We start from the raw sequence: 16375 nt of genomic DNA, 5'->3' as shown, positions 1-16375 counted from the left end.
TAAAACCGCGCCGCTTGGAGCTATCCAAGCGGCGCGGTTTTATGGTAAGCAGAGAAGAATACTACCCTACTCTTGGCCTTGTTCGGACAGAATCCGCTGGGCAAGGTCGGTGTGCTTGTCGTCGGCCTGTTTGGCTTCTTGCACGGAGGCTTTCAGTTCTTTTTCGGTCTGCGAGAGGCCTGCGGAGGCAGCGTACGAGGCCACCGTGCCGAAGGAAGCAATCCAATAGTGTAGGGCCATTTGGCCGCTGGCAATGATGCCCAGATCGCGCACGCTGTCAGTTTTGGCTTGCGCCCGAATCTCTTTGCTCACTTGGTAGTGAGCTTCCATGATTTCGTTGTCCTGGTTGTTCGCGCCGCCTACTTCTTCGATGGCACGATCAAGGCGCTTGGCCCACTCCTTGGATGTTTCGTTGCCTTCCTTGAGGGCGGCTTTCAGCTCGGGGTGCGTGGCGTCGTCGAGAATTTCGTCGGTTGCTTTGGCGGCTACCTGGCTTCCTGCTTTTTGGGCCGATAAGCCGTCTTTGATGAGTTGCTTTAGGTCGTCGGTTTTCATGATACAGAGGATAAAAGATCGAAGGTGAGAATCACTTGTCTTGCCCTTTCAACGGTCCCCCTGTCGATTTGTTGGCGGCACCGATCAGCAACAAACACCGCGCTTTTATTTACTATTACTACCTTATTATCAATATTTTGCACTTATAAACAACCTCATTACTTTCTGCGATACGAAGACAAAACCAAGGCCTCCTACCCCATAAATCCTATTGTTGTGACCGCGCTAAGGCCGAGCTTCTTCTTCCGTTTTTCGTCACCAAGCATATAGGTGGCAGTCAACATTATAGCGTTCTATAGGCCACGAAATTATGCTGCATCAACATACCTAGCTCCGGTATAGTCAATCGCTCTTTCGTGATACTACCCTGTCTCCTAATACATGGGCTGGAGGAGGGTAGAACGTTATCGGCTAGTTCACGACAGCAACTCAGCAATGTCTTGTCACTGAGGCTGCAAAATGACAATATCCTGTAGGTAAAACAGCCTTGGGCCATGAGCTACGAGGTGGCCACTCAGCACGACCCCAGCCAGCGCGAGGGCGTACAGCCTACCTTGCGGTTGCAGCTACTATATGCGAGTTGTATCTTTAGTGAGCCTGCGGGCAAACCGCTCCGATTGGGTACAATGCCTACTTGCGTAAGCTGGCCTCGACCTTGGCTACCCTACACGGACGCTACCCGCGCAACGGCTGCTTGTTCTGCCCAGCGCACGGTGTCTTGCAGCCATTCCCGATACAGATGAACACTACCCTGATCGAGGTTGCGAGGCAGCTCGCGTAGGGCGGCTTGCGCCTGCGTGCGGGCACGCTCGGCATCGCCGGCGAGGCGAGCCAGGGCCGCTTCTACGCGCGGCGGTTGGTCGGCTGGGGTGAAGGCGTTGAGCTGGGCCTGGGCCTGGTAGGCGCGGGCTGCCGTGGCGTCGTGCTCGTAGGCGGCGCTGAAAAACGCGGATTCCAGCCAGCCGCTGGCTTGCAATGCCGCCGGCACTTGAGACAGCTGTTGGCGATAGTAGGCCAGTTGCTGCCCGGCGGCTACCGGGTCGCCCGCGTCGAGATAGTGCAGGTAGAGGTAGTGAGACAGATGGCATTTCAATGGGTGCTCGACGTGCAGGGCAGCGGCGGCTTCCAGGGCCGAGCGGTTCAACTCACGCGGTCGTGTGCCGACCATGCTGCGGATAGAGGCCGTCAGCATGCTCACTTCCAGTTCTTGTTTTGGTCCCCGGCGGCTTAGGTTGAGTAGGCGCATGCCGTCGCTGGCGAAGCCTCCGGTGTGAAAGGGGATTATGGTGACGACGAACAGCAGAAGAGAAATACCACCGCTCAGGGCCAGCGCTATTGCCGGCACCGTGCCTTGAGTTGCGGCCGGCAGCAGCGTGTAGAGGCCTACCCCCAGCGCGCCCCATGCCAGGCTCGCCAATGGCCCTCCCGCAGCGAATACGCGGAACCGTTCGCGCAGGTGTACGTCGTCGGGGGGCACGCTGAGGGCCAGGCCCCCGGCCGTATTGAGGTTGCGGTTCCACTCGAAGCGTAGGCGGCCTGTGGGCTGGCGGCGCCACATCAGCGGGCCTATCGTCAGCCAATGCAGGCAAAACCCTTGCAGGCGTCCGGCCAGCGCGTGGCCCAATTCGTGCAACCCAACCGCCACCAGCCACGCCACCGGCAGCAGGGCCAGCAGCCCCAGCTTTTGCATCAGGGTCCAGTGCAAGGTGATGGGAGGGGAAAGTAATCCGTACTTGGCACATAGAAAACCTATAACCCCGCCCACTATTGCGAATATAAATAGTCTTAGTTTCTTCATGATAAAGCTGTTTAGGAAGTTGAAAATAGGGAGGTTGAACGTCATGCTGAGCGGAGTCGAAGCATCTTGCGTGCTGACGATAGATAGGATCACACTCGATTCATCGAAAAGCACGGCCCGAAGCTCCGCAAATGCCTAGCTTTACTCTCATGCGCACGGTTTTCACGATTCAAGGACTACTCTTCTTCTTGCTGTTTGTAGGGCTGGCTGCTTGTTCCTCGTCGGACCAGCAAACCAGCGACCCGGCCCAGGCCGCAGACCCTACCTACACCCGGCAGCGCATCGTGGTGTCCGACTCGCTGCACCGGGGCCGCATTCTGGATCGGTGCGATTCGGTGCTGGTGGATACGCGCCCGCAGTTTCTCCTGAAACTCCCACGCCGCCTACTCGACACGCTGGCGCTGGGTCAGCTGCTGGACTGGGACTCGGTGACCGTCCGGCAGCGCCTGGCCGATGCCCTACCCTACGGCCTAGCCTCTACCGGCTACCCCATCCAGTTCCGCCTCACGGCCAAGGAAGCCGCGCGCGTGCGCCGCGACAGCAGCGCCACCAAGCTCCAAAAGCTTGTGCTGACCCAGCGGCGCCAGCGCGTGTACACCACCAGCGCGGGAGCTTCCGTACTGGGCTATCTGGGTGCCGAGGCGCAGGCTTTCTACCGCCAGGCCAAGCGCACCAAGCGCGGCCGCTTTTACCGACTGCGCAGTGGTGGCGTCGAAACCTATTATAATGGGCTGCTTACCGGGCATTGGGGCTATCTGCACCCGCTGGTGGATGAACAGGGCAATCAGCATGGCACCTGGGCGAAGGATACCGTTTTTCAGCAGGGTCAAGACCTGCACCTAACCATCGACGCAAAGTTACAGGCCTACGCCGAAAAGATGCTGAGCGGCCGCAAGGGCTACCTGGTGGCCCTGGACCCGCGCACCGGCGAAATCCTGGCCTATGTGTCGGCCCCGGTGTACCCGGCCAGCACCATCACCGCGCCCGACCAGGCTGGGGTGCGCACCCAGCTGCTGCAAGATGCCGATATGCCGCTGCTGAACCGGCCGGCCATGCTGGCCAACCCGCCCGGCTCAGTGTTTAAGCTGGTGAATGCCGCCGCCGCGTTGCAGTTGGGTGCTATTCTCCCTACCACCGGGTTTCGCTGCGACCAATCGTTGGTGCGTTGCGTGCACCATCACCCCCAGGCCAACAGCCTGACCATGGGCCTGAAGTACAGTTGCAACCCTTACTTCTACCAGGCAATGCAACAGCTCATCAACCGCGTGCCCGACAGCCTGGCCCAGGATTCGGCGGCGGCCCGCCACGTCAACCTGGCTTTGTGGCGGCGCTACGTCCGGTCGTTTGGGCTGGACTCGGTGCTGGGTGCCGACGTAGCACGCGAGGCACCCGGCTTCCTCCCTACCCCCGCCTACTATGATAAGAGCCGCGGCACCCAAAAGTGGACCTACCGCTCTATCTACTCGCTCAGCATTGGGCAGGGCGAAATCAACCTGACGGGCCTGCAAATGGCCAATATGGTGGCCATTGTGGCTAACCGCGGCTGGTATTACCCGCCGCACCTGGTGCGCAGCGTGGGCAACAGCGGCCCTCTACCCCGCTTCCGGGAAAAGCATCATACCCTGATTGATAGCGCCAACTTTGCGGCGCTGTTACCCGGCATGGTGGCCGTGCTACAGCGTGGCGGCACGGCCGAAGCCTCTAGCCTGGCCGACGTAGGCATTACAGTAGCCGGCAAAACCGGCACCGTGCAAAACGACGAAGGCGACGACCACGCTGCTTTCGTCGGCTTCGCCCCAGCCGACAATCCCAAAATTGCCGTGGCCGTGTACCTTGAAAATGCAGGTTTTGGGGCCACAGCGGCGGCGCCCTGTGCGGTGCTGGTGATGGAAAAGTACCTGCGCGGCAGCATTGCGCCTAAGCGCAAGCGCTGGGAACGGCGGATGCAGAGTAGGGCTACTGGTAGGTAGTATTTATGAGAGGAAGATTAATAGTTTTACTTTTTTATTAAACAACATTTTACCCTCACACCTAGCTATGCGGCTTTATCACCTATTGTTCTTTGTAGTATTTCTATCAGCTTGTTCCTCACCGACTCCATTGACACTAATTGATCCTACCACCAAAGCCGCAGCATTAGTGAGAGTAACGGATGAACTAACAGTTCTGGCGCCTATCATAACGCAAGAATCATCGCCATTCAATACCGTCTACTATGTCGCCGATGACAATAAGCGTGCGGCTACTTCACAGGAACGGCTCCAGGAGGCTACAGAGCTTCTCGAAGAATCACCGGATCTAATCAATAAAATGGTGGAAGACTTTTCACCAAACATGCTTTCTTCAAAGAAGGCAAAGCTGAAGAAGAAGACGCAGCTTCAATCCTGGCTTCAGACGCATCCGAATCTAGATTTAGGCTGGGCTTGGTTAGCTGGTTTACAAGAAGACCAGGATCAAGCTATTACCTCGCTTTCCAAGGCTATTGCACTAAATGGGCAAGTAGGTTATTACTATAGCCAACGAGCCCTTCGATATTTCCTGCAAGGCAATTACTCAGCTGCTATAGATGACGATAAAAAGGCCCTTACGCTCTATCATAACCGCTCAGCCGTATATAAAGAACTGGCTGATACATATGCTATGATGCAGGATGACAATCATTTCACTGAAACTAGTGATTTACGCATAGCAGAAATGCGGCAAGCGTTAAATGGACTTCGCAAGTCCACTAGCCATGAGTTAGAAAGGATTGACAGCCTGCGCTTACGAGAAGAAATTGGCTATGCCTACCTCACAAAAGCCTTATATTTTATTGAAAACCGCAAGCAACCAGCGCTTGGATGCAAAGATCTAAGTAAAGCCATTGCCTATAACGTAGCAGAAGCGGCAGAGCTACAAAGGAAACACTGTCGCTGAAGTAGCGCCCGAACTTACGCAGGCCAGGGTGGTTTACTTGGCATCCTTCTACGCACCTAAACCGCCCCTCCCCATGCCCTCCACCATCACCATCGCCTCTCACTCCACCCAACCGCTTACCGTCAACCGCTTGGGCTACGGCACCATGCGCCTACCCGGACCCGAGGTGTGGGGTGAGCCGGCCAACCGCTCCGAGGCCCTGCAAATCCTACGCACGGCCGTAGAAAACGGCGTAAACTTCCTCGACACGGCCGATTATTACGGCGAGGACGTCACCAATCGCCTCATCCGCGAAGCCCTCTACCCCTACCCCGCCGACCTAGTTATCTGCACTAAGGTAGGCGCTACCCGTCGACCCGATAAAAGCTGGGTACCCTTCAACACGCCCGAAAATCTGCGCACCAGCATCGAGAACAACTTGCGCACCTTGGGTCAGGAGCAGATCCAACTGGTGCACCTGCGCCTGATGGGCCACGGCGCGGTGCCCTTGGACGAGCAGTTGGGCGCTATGTTTGAGATGCAGCGCGAGGGTAAAATCCTGCACGTGGGCCTGAGCAACGTGACCCGCGAGGAGCTGGAAACCGGCTTGCAGCTAGGTGAAATTGCTACTGTAGAAAACATGTATGGCTACGCCCAGCGCACTACCTTAGCCCATGCACACGGCCACAACCCCGGCGGCGAGGAAGTGCTGGATCTCTGCGAAAAGCACGGAATCCCGTTGATTCCTTTTTTCTCGCTGCTGCACGCCCTACCCAAAGAACTCGATAAAATTGGCGAGATAGCCCGCCGCCACAACGCCACGCCTGCCCAAATTAACCTGGCTTGGCAGCTGCACAAATCGCTCTGGATTCTGCCGATTCCGGGTACTTCCTCGCTGGCGCACCTGCGGGAAAACCTGGCTGCTGCCGCTATCCAACTGAGTGCGGAGGACATGGCGTATCTGGGGTAGGAAACGGCGGAGCGACGTAGCCTAATCGCAAAGTTTGTTTCTTGTAGGCCCGCACCTTTCAACTCTCTGTATGTCGAGAAGCTTCTTCAGCGCCGTTCTACTCTGTGGCTCCACCTGTTTTTTAGCCAGCAAAACCTCCGACTATTTATCTGCCCACCACTTGCCAGGCCGACCTAGTGTCAGCGCGCCGGCGACCCCGCCGAAGCCTTACGGCGCCCTACCCTCGGCCAGGCAACAGGCGTGGCACACCACCGAAGTATACGGCATTGTGCATTTCACGCCTACTACCTTCGAGAACAAGGAGTGGGGCTATGGTGATGCGGACCCGAGCGTCTTCAACCCCACCGATTTTGATGCCGAGCAGATTGTGCGAGCAGCTAAGGCAGGCGGCTTGCGCGGTATTATTCTGGTAGCCAAGCACCACGACGGCTTTGCGTTGTGGCCCACCAAAACCACTGCGTACAACATCTCAAAAAGCCCTTTTCGTGGTGGAAAAGGCGATTTGGTGAAGGAGATGGAGCAGGCGGCTCGGAAGCAGGGCCTGAAGTTCGGGGTATACTGCTCGCCTTGGGACCGGAACAACGCTGCCTACGGTACCTCCGCCTACCTCCCCATCTACCAGGCCCAGTTGAAAGAGCTATACGCCAACTACGGGGAGCTGTTTATGAGCTGGCACGACGGCGCCAACGGCGGCGACGGCTACTACGGCGGTGCCCGCGAGAAGCGTTCCATCGATAACACCACCTATTATAATTGGGACCAAACCTGGGGCATCACCCGCAAGATGCAGCCCATGGCCAATATCTTCAGCGATATTGGCTGGGATGTGCGCTGGGTAGGCAACGAGGAAGGCCACGCGGCCGAAACCAGCTGGGCTACCTTCACGCCTCGCCCGCCCGAGGGTAAAAACGTAGCCGTGCCGGGTCAGGCCAACTACCCGCAAAGCCCCATGGGTATCCGCAACGGCGAGTTTTGGATGCCGGCCGAGTGCGACGTACCACTTCGCAAAGGCTGGTTCTACCACCCCACCGAGGCGCCCAAAACGCCCGAAGCGCTGTTTGATTTGTACCTGAAAAGCGTAGGCCGCGGCGCGGCCCTGGACCTGGGCCTGGCCCCCGACACCCGCGGCCAGCTACACGCCGACGACGTAGCAGCCCTCAAAACCTTTGGCGATATGGTGCAGCATACCTTCGCTGACAACCTAGCGAAGGGCGCCCGCCTCACGGCCAGCAACACCCGCCACAACACCTACGCCCCCGCCAAGCTGCTCGACGGCAACCGCCAAACCTACTGGGCCACCACCGACAACGTGCACACGCCCAGCTTGGAAATAGCTTTCACCGCGCCCAAAACGTTCGATATCATCAGCTTGCAGGAGTACATTCCGCTGGGCCAGCGCGTAGAGGGTTTCACCCTTGAAGCTTGGCAGGATGGCGCTTGGAAGCCACTTTACACAGGCACGAGCATTGGGGCCAAGAAGCTGGTGAAGCTGGATGCGCCCGTGACGACCACCAAACTGCGCGTGGCCATCACAGCATCGCCGGTTTGTGTGGCCCTGAGCGAGGTAGGAGTGTATAAGCAGAGGCCGTAGATGCAGAGTAGGCCCGGTGAGCACTATACCTCACTGGGCCTGAGATGAAAGCAGGTGGCGGGGCGCTCGAAAGCTCAATGTGTAATCTAGCTTGATAAATGTGAAGCCTCTTATGGCCGTGCAAGACGAATTGCCGTATGTAAGAGACTTTTGCTTCACTTAAAACAGATTTTATTGAATTTTTCGACGCCAACTAATGCGCTTTCCTTTTTCTCCAAAGTAGTTGGCAGCATACTTCTGAATGTTGCAACTATATTCCAGACTGTTGCACAACCCACAGCCACCCCATCTGATACGCTGACTACCCAGCAGAAACGCACTCGGCAGCTTGTATTGGGTACTGGCTTTGTAGTGGGCTATGCGGTTTCGCTCAAACTGCTCAGCGACGCGTGGTACAAAGAATATCCTCGCACCCGCTTTCACTTCTACGACGACAGCCACCACTGGAAGCAGATGGATAAAGCGGGCCACTTCTGGACTGCTTTCCACGAAAGCCGCATGGGCGTGGACGCGTTGCGCTGGGCAGGCACCTCCGAGAAAAAAGCCATCTGGCTTGGCAGCCTAGTTGGTCTGGCCCTGCAAACGCCCATCGAAATACTGGATGGCATGAGCGAAGGCTACGGCTTTTCCAACAGCGATATGGTAGCTAATGCTGCCGGTGCGGCGGGAGTGCTGGGGCAGCAGTTGGCCTGGGGCGAAATCAGGGTGATGCCGAAATTCTCGTTTCATAGTACGTCCTACCCCACTACCCGCCTCGAAAGCCTGGGCAACAGCTACGCCGGGCAGGTATTGAAAGACTACAATGGCCAAACCTACTGGCTCTCGACGGATATATCCCGCTTCCTACCCTCTAGCACGCGCTACCCGAAGTGGTTGAACGTGGCAGTAGGCTACGGCGCTGCCGGGATGGTGGCAGGCGACCCGGCCCAGAACCGGGCGCTGGGCTACCGGTCCTACCGCAAGTTCTACCTTTCTCCCGACCTGAACCTACAGAACATTCCTACGCGCAGTGGCCTGCTGCGCACAGCCTTCTACGTGCTTAGCATTGTGCGCATACCTGCACCGGCTTTGGAATACAATACCAAGCGCGGGCTCGTGTTCCGTCCGCTCTATTACTAAGTTTGTGTACCTACCAGCCATCTATTCAGCTGAATATAGTATCTTTGCCCACAACCAACTGACCATCATCATGCTACCATCCATCACTATGAAAAGAAGCACTGTTGCCGTTTCGTCGTTTCTGTTGCTGAGCAGCCTGGGGTCGTTGAGCTTCCTGGCCTCTCAGGTGCGGGACCTGAACCTGTTTTTTGACCTGCGCGACGGCGAGGAGTTGCATTTCTAGGCTGCTGCCTACTAGCTGTTTTTCCCTAAACCCCGCTACAAGCGGGGTTTTTCTATGCTTGGCGCATCGTACAAAAACTCACTGATTATCAAATAATTATTTTATAAATCCAAAAAAATCAGAACTGTTCGCAGGGGTTTTCGGTACTTCACGCTGAGTTAACCCATACAGGGTCATCTCTACTTTTCACTCGCTGCTACCCCATTATACTGGCTTGCAGCACAATTTAGAATGTATGAACCTGAGTAGCCTCAAGGAGCAAATCAGCTACATTATCGGCCGCGACATGGCCAGTAACTTCTCGCAGCAAGGCCTCGACCTAAACGTAGATGTGCTGGCTCAAAGTATGAAGGATGCCCTGGGCGGCAAGCCCAGCGCCCTCTCCAACGAGCAAATTGAGGCCGCCATGCGGCAGCTCCAGGAGCAACTGGGCGGCGCCGAAGAAGATGACACCCAAGACCCCAACGCCATGAACAACAACAAAGCCGAAGGCGAAGCCTTCCTTGCCGAAAACAAAAACAAGCCGGGTGTGACTACCCTGCCCAGCGGCCTGCAATACGAAGTACTGACTGAGGGCAATGGCCCCAAGCCTACCCCTAGCTCGTCGGTAACCACACACTACCACGGCACGCTCATCAACGGCAACGTGTTCGACAGCAGCTACCAGCGCGGTCAGCCCGCTACCTTTGGTGTGAACCAGGTAATTGCCGGCTGGACAGAAGCCCTGCAACTGATGCCCGAAGGTTCAAAATGGCGCCTCTACATCCCTTCGGACCTGGCCTACGGCAAGCGTGGCGCCGGCCGCGACATCGGCCCCGATTCCACGCTCGTCTTCGACGTGGAATTGCTGAAAGTGAATAACTAACTGTTTCCCCGGCACCCGCTGCGTCTTCCGACCCGGCGGCTGTCGGGGAAACGTTTTTCCTGCCTTCTCCTACGGACTTTTCTACTCCTCCCCTTCCTCCCGTCGACTTGCCTACCCTGCGTAGCGAGGACAACCGCCTGGAGCTAACGGCCACAACTCTGCGCGTGCACGACCAACGCTACAGCCTGCTGGAGCTGGAAGCCGCCGAGCTGACGCCTGTGCGGTGGTTGCTGTGGTATATGCTGGGCGCGCTGGTGCTGGCGGGGGTGCTGCTGGCTTTCCTGCAAAACTGGCTGCGCACCCTACCTACTGCGCTGGGTCTGACGGTAGGCGCTCTGCTACTGATTTACGGAAACCGCGGCACCAACCGGCTGCGCCTGCACCGGGCCGGCCGCGAAGCCGCGCACTTTTCCCTACCCGGCGACCCGGCCACTTGGCAGCCCTTACTCCGTGAGCTAAACCGCCGCATTCGGGCCCAGCATGATGCTGCCGCAGCCCATGCCGCGCAGCTGCTGGCTGCCCTCACCCCGCCCGACGCTGCCCCGGAAACTCCACCTACCGATTCGTTTTAACCCGTCATTGCTTTAACCGCGCATCCAGTGGTTTTGCTTTACCTTTGACGCGTCCGTTTCACTGGTTAATACCACCGTTTTCCCTCCTATTTTTTATGGACTCTAAACACCAGCACACCGCCATTTCTACGGCAGGTTTGCTTATCGCCCTGGGCATTATCTACGGTGATATTGGCACCTCGCCACTCTATGTGATGAAGGCAATTGTGCCGGGCACCATCGACCCGATTCTAGTGTACGGCGGCATCTCGTGCGTACTCTGGACGCTGACGTTGCAAACCACCATCAAATATGTATTGCTGACACTGAACGCCGATAACAACGGTGAAGGCGGCATTTTTTCGCTCTACGCATTGGTGCGGCGCCGAGCGGGCTGGCTTACCATCCCGGCCATTGTAGGCGGCGCAGCCTTGCTGGCCGACGGGGTTATTACGCCTCCCATCTCGGTGTCGTCGGCGGTAGAGGGGTTGGAGGCTATCTACCCCACTATCCCTACGGTTCCTATCGTTATCGGTATTTTGCTGCTGTTGTTCTTGTTGCAGAGCTTCGGAACGCAGATTGTGGGCAAGGCTTTTGGGCCAATTATGTTTTTGTGGTTCAGCATGTTGGCTACCCTGGGCATCTTAGGCATTGTGCAGCATCCAGAAATTCTGAAAGCTGCCAACCCCTACTATGCCTACGACTTACTGGTGAACTACCCCGGCGGTTTCTGGCTACTGGGTGCCGTGTTCCTGTGCACCACGGGGGCCGAGGCACTCTACTCCGACCTGGGCCACTGCGGCAAGGGCAACATCCGCATCAGCTGGATGTTCGTGAAGCTATGCCTGCTACTCAACTACTTCGGGCAGGGCGCTTGGCTGATAAGCCATGCGGGCGAACAGCTTGATGGTCGTAACCCATTCTATGCTCTCATGCCCGAGTGGTTCCTGATCATCGGCATCGGCATTGCCACCATTGCAGCGGTTATTGCCTCGCAAGCGCTTATAACGGGCTCGTTTACCCTGGTAGCAGAAGCTATCCGCCTGAATATGTGGCCCAAGGTGAAGCTCAACTACCCTACCGATGTGAAGGGCCAGCTGTTTGTCCCGAGCATGAATCGGCTATTGCTGTTTGGCTGCATTGGGGTAGTGCTGTATTTTCAGCGCTCCGAGCACATGGAAGCAGCCTACGGTCTGGCCATCACCCTCACCATGCTGATGACGACGCTGCTGCTCACCATGTGGCTGCGCAGCAAGCGGGTACCCATAGCCGCTGTCGTGCTGTTTGTGCTACTCTACGGTAGCATCGAGGGGTCATTTCTAGTGGCCAACCTCATCAAGTTCCCGCACGGGGGCTGGGTGTCGCTGGCCATTGGGGCCGCGCTGGTGGGCGTGATGTATGTGTGGCTGCGGGCCTTCTACATCAAGAAGCGCCTCACGGAGTTCGTCAAGATTGACCCCTATATGGAAGCGCTCAAGAATCTGAGCCACGATGATTCCATCCCCAAATATTCCACCCACCTGGTGTTCATGACCTCGGCCGAGCGAGCTTCCGAAATTGAGTCGAAGATCATCTACTCCATCTTCCAGAAGCGTCCCAAGCGTGCTGATATCTACTGGTTTGTGCACGTAGATACCACCGACGAGCCGTATACCATGGAATATAAAGTGGTGGAACTAGCGCCCAACGATGCCTTCCGCATCACGTTCCGACTGGGCTTTCGGGTAGAGCAACGCATCAACCTCTATTTCCGCAAGGTGATTGAGGACCTAGTGCGCAACAAGGAAGTGGACATCACCTCGCGCTACGAGTCGCTGAGCAAGCAGCACGTGACGGGCGACTTCCGCTTTGTGGTGCTGGAGAAGTACCTGTCTGTCGAAAACGACTTCCCTACCGTGGAAAAGCTGGTGATGCAGGCGTATTTCTACATCAAGCAATTCATTGCGTCGGAAGACAAGTATTTCGGCCTCGATACCAGTTCGGTGAAGGTGGAAAAAGTACCGCTGGTGATTGCGCCCGTTCGTGACGTAGCCCTCAAGCGAATTCAATAAGTACGGCTCGCCCACCTGTTGCTATGCCTTTACTAACCCGCGACGATTTTTCAGAGCTGCTAGCGAAAGTGCAGCAACGGGGGGCAAGTTATCTTTTCTCAAAGCTGAACCCTAGTGCCTTAGCCCGCACCCAGCGCACGTTCGACGACCCGACGCTGCAAACGGCTAACTGGTGGATTGTGCCTGCTGTGCGGGCGCGCTGGAATCAGAGAATCACGGGCGACCCTACCTTTCCCTACGAGCCCTACGTGGTGGCAAAGTATCTGCGAAACCGCACGGGCTTGTCGCTGTGCTCGCTGGGAAGCGGCAGTTGCAGCCACGAACTGGCTTTTGCCCGCCACGCCGCATTTAGCCAAGTAGAGTGCGTAGACATTGCTCGTGCCCTACTGGACCAAGCTAAAATTCAAGCTCAACGCGAAGGGCTGCACAACATGCACTTCGTGGTGCGCGATATCAACCGCCAGCACTGGCCGCAAAACACCTACGACGTGGTGCTGTTCCACTCAGCCCTCCATCACTTCCAACATGTGGACGACGTGCTGGACAATGTGTGGCACGCCCTGCGCCCCGGCGGCCTAGTGGTCCTTTATGATTATGTAGGCCCCAACCGCTTGCAATGGAGCGCTGCGCAGCTATTCGCTGCCAACGAGTTGTTGGCGACCCTACCAGCCTCGTATCGGCGGCGCTACCGCAGCCAGCGTCTGAAAACGCGCATCAGCGGCCCCGGCCTGATCCGGATGCTGGTTTCAGACCCTTCGGAAGCTGTGGAGAGTGAACAGATCAGAGGAGCAGTAAAGCAACGCTTTACGCTGCTGGAGGAAACTGAAGTAGGCGGCAATTTGCTTGCCCTCGTGCTCAAGGACATTGCCCATCACTTTCTTGCTAACACGCCACAGACGCACCAGTTATTGGCTACGTTGTTTGCGGCAGAAGACGCTTTCCTGACTTACCATCCTAGCGACATTCTGTTTGGGGTGTACCAGAAAACCTGAGCTTGCGTTTTGTCACAATACAACGGCCCCGCTGAATCTTTCAGCGGGGCCGTTTGCAGTTAAAGGACGTTGGGTTAGGGAGAATATAATAGGACGAAAGCGTACAAAAAGATTATTGTTTACTTCTCCTACTGTCTGTAACCTACTGCCCTACCGGCAGCCACTTGCGCAGCACTTTCAACTGCTCTTCGGTGGGGTTTTCTACCTGCTCCACGCGGTAGCGCTGGGTGGTGCCGGCCAGCAGCGGGAAGCTCACTTCCTTGATCTGGCCGTCGCGGTTTACCAAGAGTTTGACGGTGGTACCGGCCGGCCGGCCAGTGAGGGCCGTGTTGGGGTCGGTGGTGATGCGGCCGCCGTCGAGGGCCAGGATTTCGTCATTCACGTTCAGGCCGCCTTGCCAAGCGCTACCGTCGCGCACGACCGTCGTGACGGTAGGCGCGCCGCTGCGGGTACTGACCACGGCACCCAGGACGCCATCGGAGGTAGTAGGCGTGTTGGTGAGGCGCAGGCCCGCGTAGCCTAGGGCCGTGTTGTAGGGTAGGGTTTCGGTGCCGTACACGTAGCGACGGAAGAAGTCGTCGAAGCGTTGGCCGGCTATTTTGGCCACGGCCGCTTGGTATTCTTCGTCGGTGAAGCCGCGCTTTTTCTTGGTGTAGTACTCCGAGTAGAGGTAGCGCATCACGTCGTCGAGGCTTTTCTCGCCCTTGGTGGCGTTAATCACCATCAGATCCAGCACAGCACCAATCACCTCGCCCTTATCGTAATAGCTGATGCTGGTGTTGTAGGAGTTTTCGTTGGGCCGGTACTGCTTGATCCAGCTGTCGAAGCTCGACTCGGCGGCTGACTGTACTTTGTTGCCAGGCGTATTTTCTACGCGGGTAATCACGTTGCTGAGGTCGGCCAGGTAGTTTTCGGGCTTCACGAAGCCGGCGCGCTGGGTAATCAGGTTGGAGAAATATTCCGTGCCACCCTCGCTCACCCACAGCATGTGCGTGTAGTTTTCCTTGTCGTAGTCGAACGGCCCGAGTGCGATGGGCCGGATGCGCTTCACGTTCCAAAGGTGGAAATACTCGTGCGCCACCAGCCCCAGGAAGCCTTTGTAGCCACCGGGTGTGTTGTAGGTGGTGCGCGACACTTCCAGGGTAGTCGAGAACAGGTGCTCCAGACCACCGCTGCCGCGCTCCAGGTTATGCACAATGAACACGTAGCGGTCCAGCGGATTCTGGCCCACCACGCGGTGCGCTTCCTCACACACCTTCTTCATATCGGCCAGCAATTGCTGCTCGTCGTAGCGGGCCTCGCCGTACATGGCTACCGTGTGGGGCGTGCCGTTGGCAGTGAATTGCAGGATTTTCTGGTTGCCGATTTCAATGGGCGAGTCAGCCAGCTCGTCGTAGTTGGTGGAGCGGAAGGTGAAGGGCACGCTGCCGCTCACCGGCTTCAGGCTGGTGCTCACCTGGCTCCAGCCAGTGGCGGGCTGCACCGTGAGGGTACTCTCCAGCGCTTTTCCCTCGGCCGGATACATAAACACGCTGGTGCCGTTGAGGTAGCCGTGCGAAGCGTCCAGGAAGCTGGTGCGCACGCTCAGTTCATAGGCGTACACCTTATATTTAACGGTGAAGTCCTTGGCTTTCGGGTGATACACGCGCCAAGTGTTTTTATCCACCTTATCGACTTGCAGCGCCTGCCCGCCGGCCGTTGCTACCATGCCCTCCACGTTTTTCTCAAACTCCCGCACCAAGTAGGAGCCGGGTGCCCACACGGGCATTTTCACGTCGGTGTAGGGCTTGTTGAATCCTCCCAAGCTCATTTCCACCTCGAAATAGTGCGTTTGCGGAGCGGGCATCGAGAGGGTGTAGCGCAGGGTAGGCGAAGCGGCGGCGGCCGTGGCGGCCGTCAAAAATGACAGCGCCCCAGCGGCCACCAGTGTGCGGAAACGGGTAGGCAGCATGAACAAAAAATAATAAGTAGAAAAGCAGGAGTACACCCGACCCCAAAAGGCAGCCGGGGTTGCAAAGTACAGCCGATTTTTGAGCCTACCTACTCGTCCGCTCCTACCCCGCCGGAACCCCTACCCGCTGGTTGCCGTTAGGCTGCTTACTTCCCTACCCTCTTATGCGCTACGTCTGGATAACCTTTCTGAGTTTGGTAGCCGTGCTACTGGCCGTGTTTCTCTGGCCACGCCCGGCAGCTCCTTCTGCTCGCGTGGCGCCTACCCAAGCCGTGCCGGTGGTAGCCGTTGTGCACCGCACGCCCCGCGCCCCTACCCCCGTAATGAACGACCGGGCTGAGGCCATCATCCGCTTTGCCGAGCAGCAGCTAGGCACGCGCTACTGCTACGCCGGCACCACGCCCGCGGGTGGCTTCGATTGCTCAGGCTTCGTGTACTACGTATTCAAGCAGTTCGATATCAGCGTACCGCACTCCACCGCGCAGCTTATCAGCGTGGGCCGGCCCGTGGAGCGTAGCCAGGCCCACCCCGGCGATATTGTGGTGTTTACGGGTACGGCTGCTACTTCCACCACGCCCGGCCACGCGGGCATTGTGCTCTCGGAGCCCGGCGAGCCGTTGCGTTTCATTCATTCCTCCTCGGCCCGCCGTGAGTCCGGCGTGAAAATCAGCCAGGTAGAAGGCTCCGGCTACGAGCGCCGCTTTATGCAAGTGCGGAGAGTGCTTTAGAATGGTGAGTTGAGAGTTTGTAAAGTTGTGAGTAGGCAAGCGTCTGTCATCCTGAACGCAGTAAAGGACCTTATAAACGTTGAACG

14 protein-coding genes are annotated in these 16375 nt (G+C 57.3%); 11 read left to right on the top strand and 3 right to left on the bottom strand.

All coding sequences use genetic code 11. From position 1 onward, the window contains the following. Positions 1-66: 66 nt before the first annotated feature. Positions 67-555, bottom strand: a complete 489-nt coding sequence (locus J4D97_RS02905) for a ferritin-like domain-containing protein (protein WP_208306287.1) — start codon at positions 553-555, stop codon at positions 67-69. A 664-nt stretch (positions 556-1219) separates the two neighbouring features. Next, the gene (locus tag J4D97_RS02900; protein WP_208306286.1) at positions 1220-2260 is read right to left on the bottom strand and encodes a M50 family metallopeptidase; all 1041 of its coding nucleotides are present in this window, start codon (positions 2258-2260) and stop codon (positions 1220-1222) included. A 242-nt stretch (positions 2261-2502) separates the two neighbouring features. Here J4D97_RS02900 and J4D97_RS02895 point away from each other — a divergent pair, with 242 nt between their 5' ends. The 10 genes from J4D97_RS02895 to J4D97_RS02855 all read left to right on the top strand — a co-directional run bounded on the left by J4D97_RS02895 (position 2503) and on the right by J4D97_RS02855 (position 13610). After that, entirely contained in the window at positions 2503-4323 is a 1821-nt protein-coding gene (locus J4D97_RS02895) for a peptidoglycan D,D-transpeptidase FtsI family protein (RefSeq protein ID WP_208306285.1), read from the top strand. A 67-nt stretch (positions 4324-4390) separates the two neighbouring features. Continuing rightward, positions 4391-5269, top strand: coding sequence for a hypothetical protein (locus tag J4D97_RS02890; RefSeq protein ID WP_208306284.1), 879 nt, complete (start codon positions 4391-4393; stop codon positions 5267-5269). A gap of 73 nt (positions 5270-5342) precedes the next feature. Next, complete coding sequence (locus tag J4D97_RS02885; protein WP_208306283.1) at positions 5343-6218, top strand: aldo/keto reductase; 876 nt, start codon at positions 5343-5345, stop codon at positions 6216-6218. Between the two features lie 70 nt (positions 6219-6288). After that, on the top strand, positions 6289-7809 hold the full coding sequence (locus J4D97_RS02880; protein ID WP_208306282.1) for an alpha-L-fucosidase: 1521 nt from the start codon (positions 6289-6291) through the stop codon (positions 7807-7809). Between the two features lie 333 nt (positions 7810-8142). Then, on the top strand, positions 8143-8928 hold the full coding sequence (locus tag J4D97_RS02875) for a DUF2279 domain-containing protein (protein WP_243900094.1): 786 nt from the start codon (positions 8143-8145) through the stop codon (positions 8926-8928). 88 nt (positions 8929-9016) lie between these two features. Next, on the top strand, positions 9017-9151 hold the full coding sequence (locus tag J4D97_RS23705) for a hypothetical protein (protein ID WP_258049046.1): 135 nt from the start codon (positions 9017-9019) through the stop codon (positions 9149-9151). A gap of 235 nt (positions 9152-9386) precedes the next feature. Then, the gene (locus J4D97_RS02870) at positions 9387-10016 is read left to right on the top strand and encodes an FKBP-type peptidyl-prolyl cis-trans isomerase (protein ID WP_208306281.1); all 630 of its coding nucleotides are present in this window, start codon (positions 9387-9389) and stop codon (positions 10014-10016) included. Between the two features lie 107 nt (positions 10017-10123). Next, positions 10124-10588 carry a hypothetical protein gene (locus J4D97_RS02865; protein ID WP_208306280.1) on the top strand — a complete coding sequence of 155 codons (465 nt, stop codon included), beginning with the start codon at positions 10124-10126 and terminating at the stop codon, positions 10586-10588. A 95-nt stretch (positions 10589-10683) separates the two neighbouring features. Continuing rightward, entirely contained in the window at positions 10684-12618 is a 1935-nt protein-coding gene (locus J4D97_RS02860; RefSeq protein ID WP_185283548.1) for a KUP/HAK/KT family potassium transporter, read from the top strand. A 23-nt stretch (positions 12619-12641) separates the two neighbouring features. After that, on the top strand, positions 12642-13610 hold the full coding sequence (locus J4D97_RS02855; RefSeq protein ID WP_208306279.1) for a class I SAM-dependent methyltransferase: 969 nt from the start codon (positions 12642-12644) through the stop codon (positions 13608-13610). A gap of 142 nt (positions 13611-13752) precedes the next feature. On the opposite strand, the gene J4D97_RS02850 is transcribed toward J4D97_RS02855, so the two are convergent. Next, positions 13753-15561 carry a M61 family metallopeptidase gene (locus tag J4D97_RS02850; RefSeq protein WP_243900093.1) on the bottom strand — a complete coding sequence of 603 codons (1809 nt, stop codon included), beginning with the start codon at positions 15559-15561 and terminating at the stop codon, positions 13753-13755. Positions 15562-15725: 164 nt separating this feature from the next. On the opposite strand from J4D97_RS02850, the gene J4D97_RS02845 reads away from it, so the two are divergent. Continuing rightward, positions 15726-16289: a C40 family peptidase gene (locus J4D97_RS02845; RefSeq protein WP_208306278.1), complete on the top strand. Its 564-nt coding sequence runs from the start codon at positions 15726-15728 to the stop codon at positions 16287-16289. Positions 16290-16375 lie beyond the last annotated feature (86 nt).

Origin of the sequence: Hymenobacter defluvii, assembly GCF_017589435.1 — a bacterium.
In the GTDB taxonomy this organism is placed as follows: domain Bacteria; phylum Bacteroidota; class Bacteroidia; order Cytophagales; family Hymenobacteraceae; genus Hymenobacter; species Hymenobacter profundi.
The sequence above is the reverse complement of the archived record's forward strand: the minus strand, read 5'-3'. Positions and strand labels throughout refer to the sequence as shown.

What these genes read in the sequence shown, in the direction of transcription:
- J4D97_RS02895 (WP_208306285.1), top strand. Translation starts at nt 2,503, where the DNA reads ATGCGCACGGTTTTCACGATTCAAGGACTACTCTTCTTCTTGCTGTTT.
- J4D97_RS02845 (WP_208306278.1), top strand. Translation starts at nt 15,726, where the DNA reads ATGCGCTACGTCTGGATAACCTTTCTGAGTTTGGTAGCCGTGCTACTG.
- J4D97_RS02870 (WP_208306281.1), top strand. Translation starts at nt 9,387, where the DNA reads ATGAACCTGAGTAGCCTCAAGGAGCAAATCAGCTACATTATCGGCCGC.
- J4D97_RS02855 (WP_208306279.1), top strand. Translation starts at nt 12,642, where the DNA reads ATGCCTTTACTAACCCGCGACGATTTTTCAGAGCTGCTAGCGAAAGTG.
- J4D97_RS02880 (WP_208306282.1), top strand. Translation starts at nt 6,289, where the DNA reads ATGTCGAGAAGCTTCTTCAGCGCCGTTCTACTCTGTGGCTCCACCTGT.
- J4D97_RS02905 (WP_208306287.1), bottom strand. Translation starts at nt 555, where the DNA reads ATGAAAACCGACGACCTAAAGCAACTCATCAAAGACGGCTTATCGGCC.
- J4D97_RS02860 (WP_185283548.1), top strand. Translation starts at nt 10,684, where the DNA reads ATGGACTCTAAACACCAGCACACCGCCATTTCTACGGCAGGTTTGCTT.
- J4D97_RS02850 (WP_243900093.1), bottom strand. Translation starts at nt 15,561, where the DNA reads ATGCTGCCTACCCGTTTCCGCACACTGGTGGCCGCTGGGGCGCTGTCA.
- J4D97_RS02890 (WP_208306284.1), top strand. Translation starts at nt 4,391, where the DNA reads ATGCGGCTTTATCACCTATTGTTCTTTGTAGTATTTCTATCAGCTTGT.
- J4D97_RS02885 (WP_208306283.1), top strand. Translation starts at nt 5,343, where the DNA reads ATGCCCTCCACCATCACCATCGCCTCTCACTCCACCCAACCGCTTACC.
- J4D97_RS23705 (WP_258049046.1), top strand. Translation starts at nt 9,017, where the DNA reads ATGAAAAGAAGCACTGTTGCCGTTTCGTCGTTTCTGTTGCTGAGCAGC.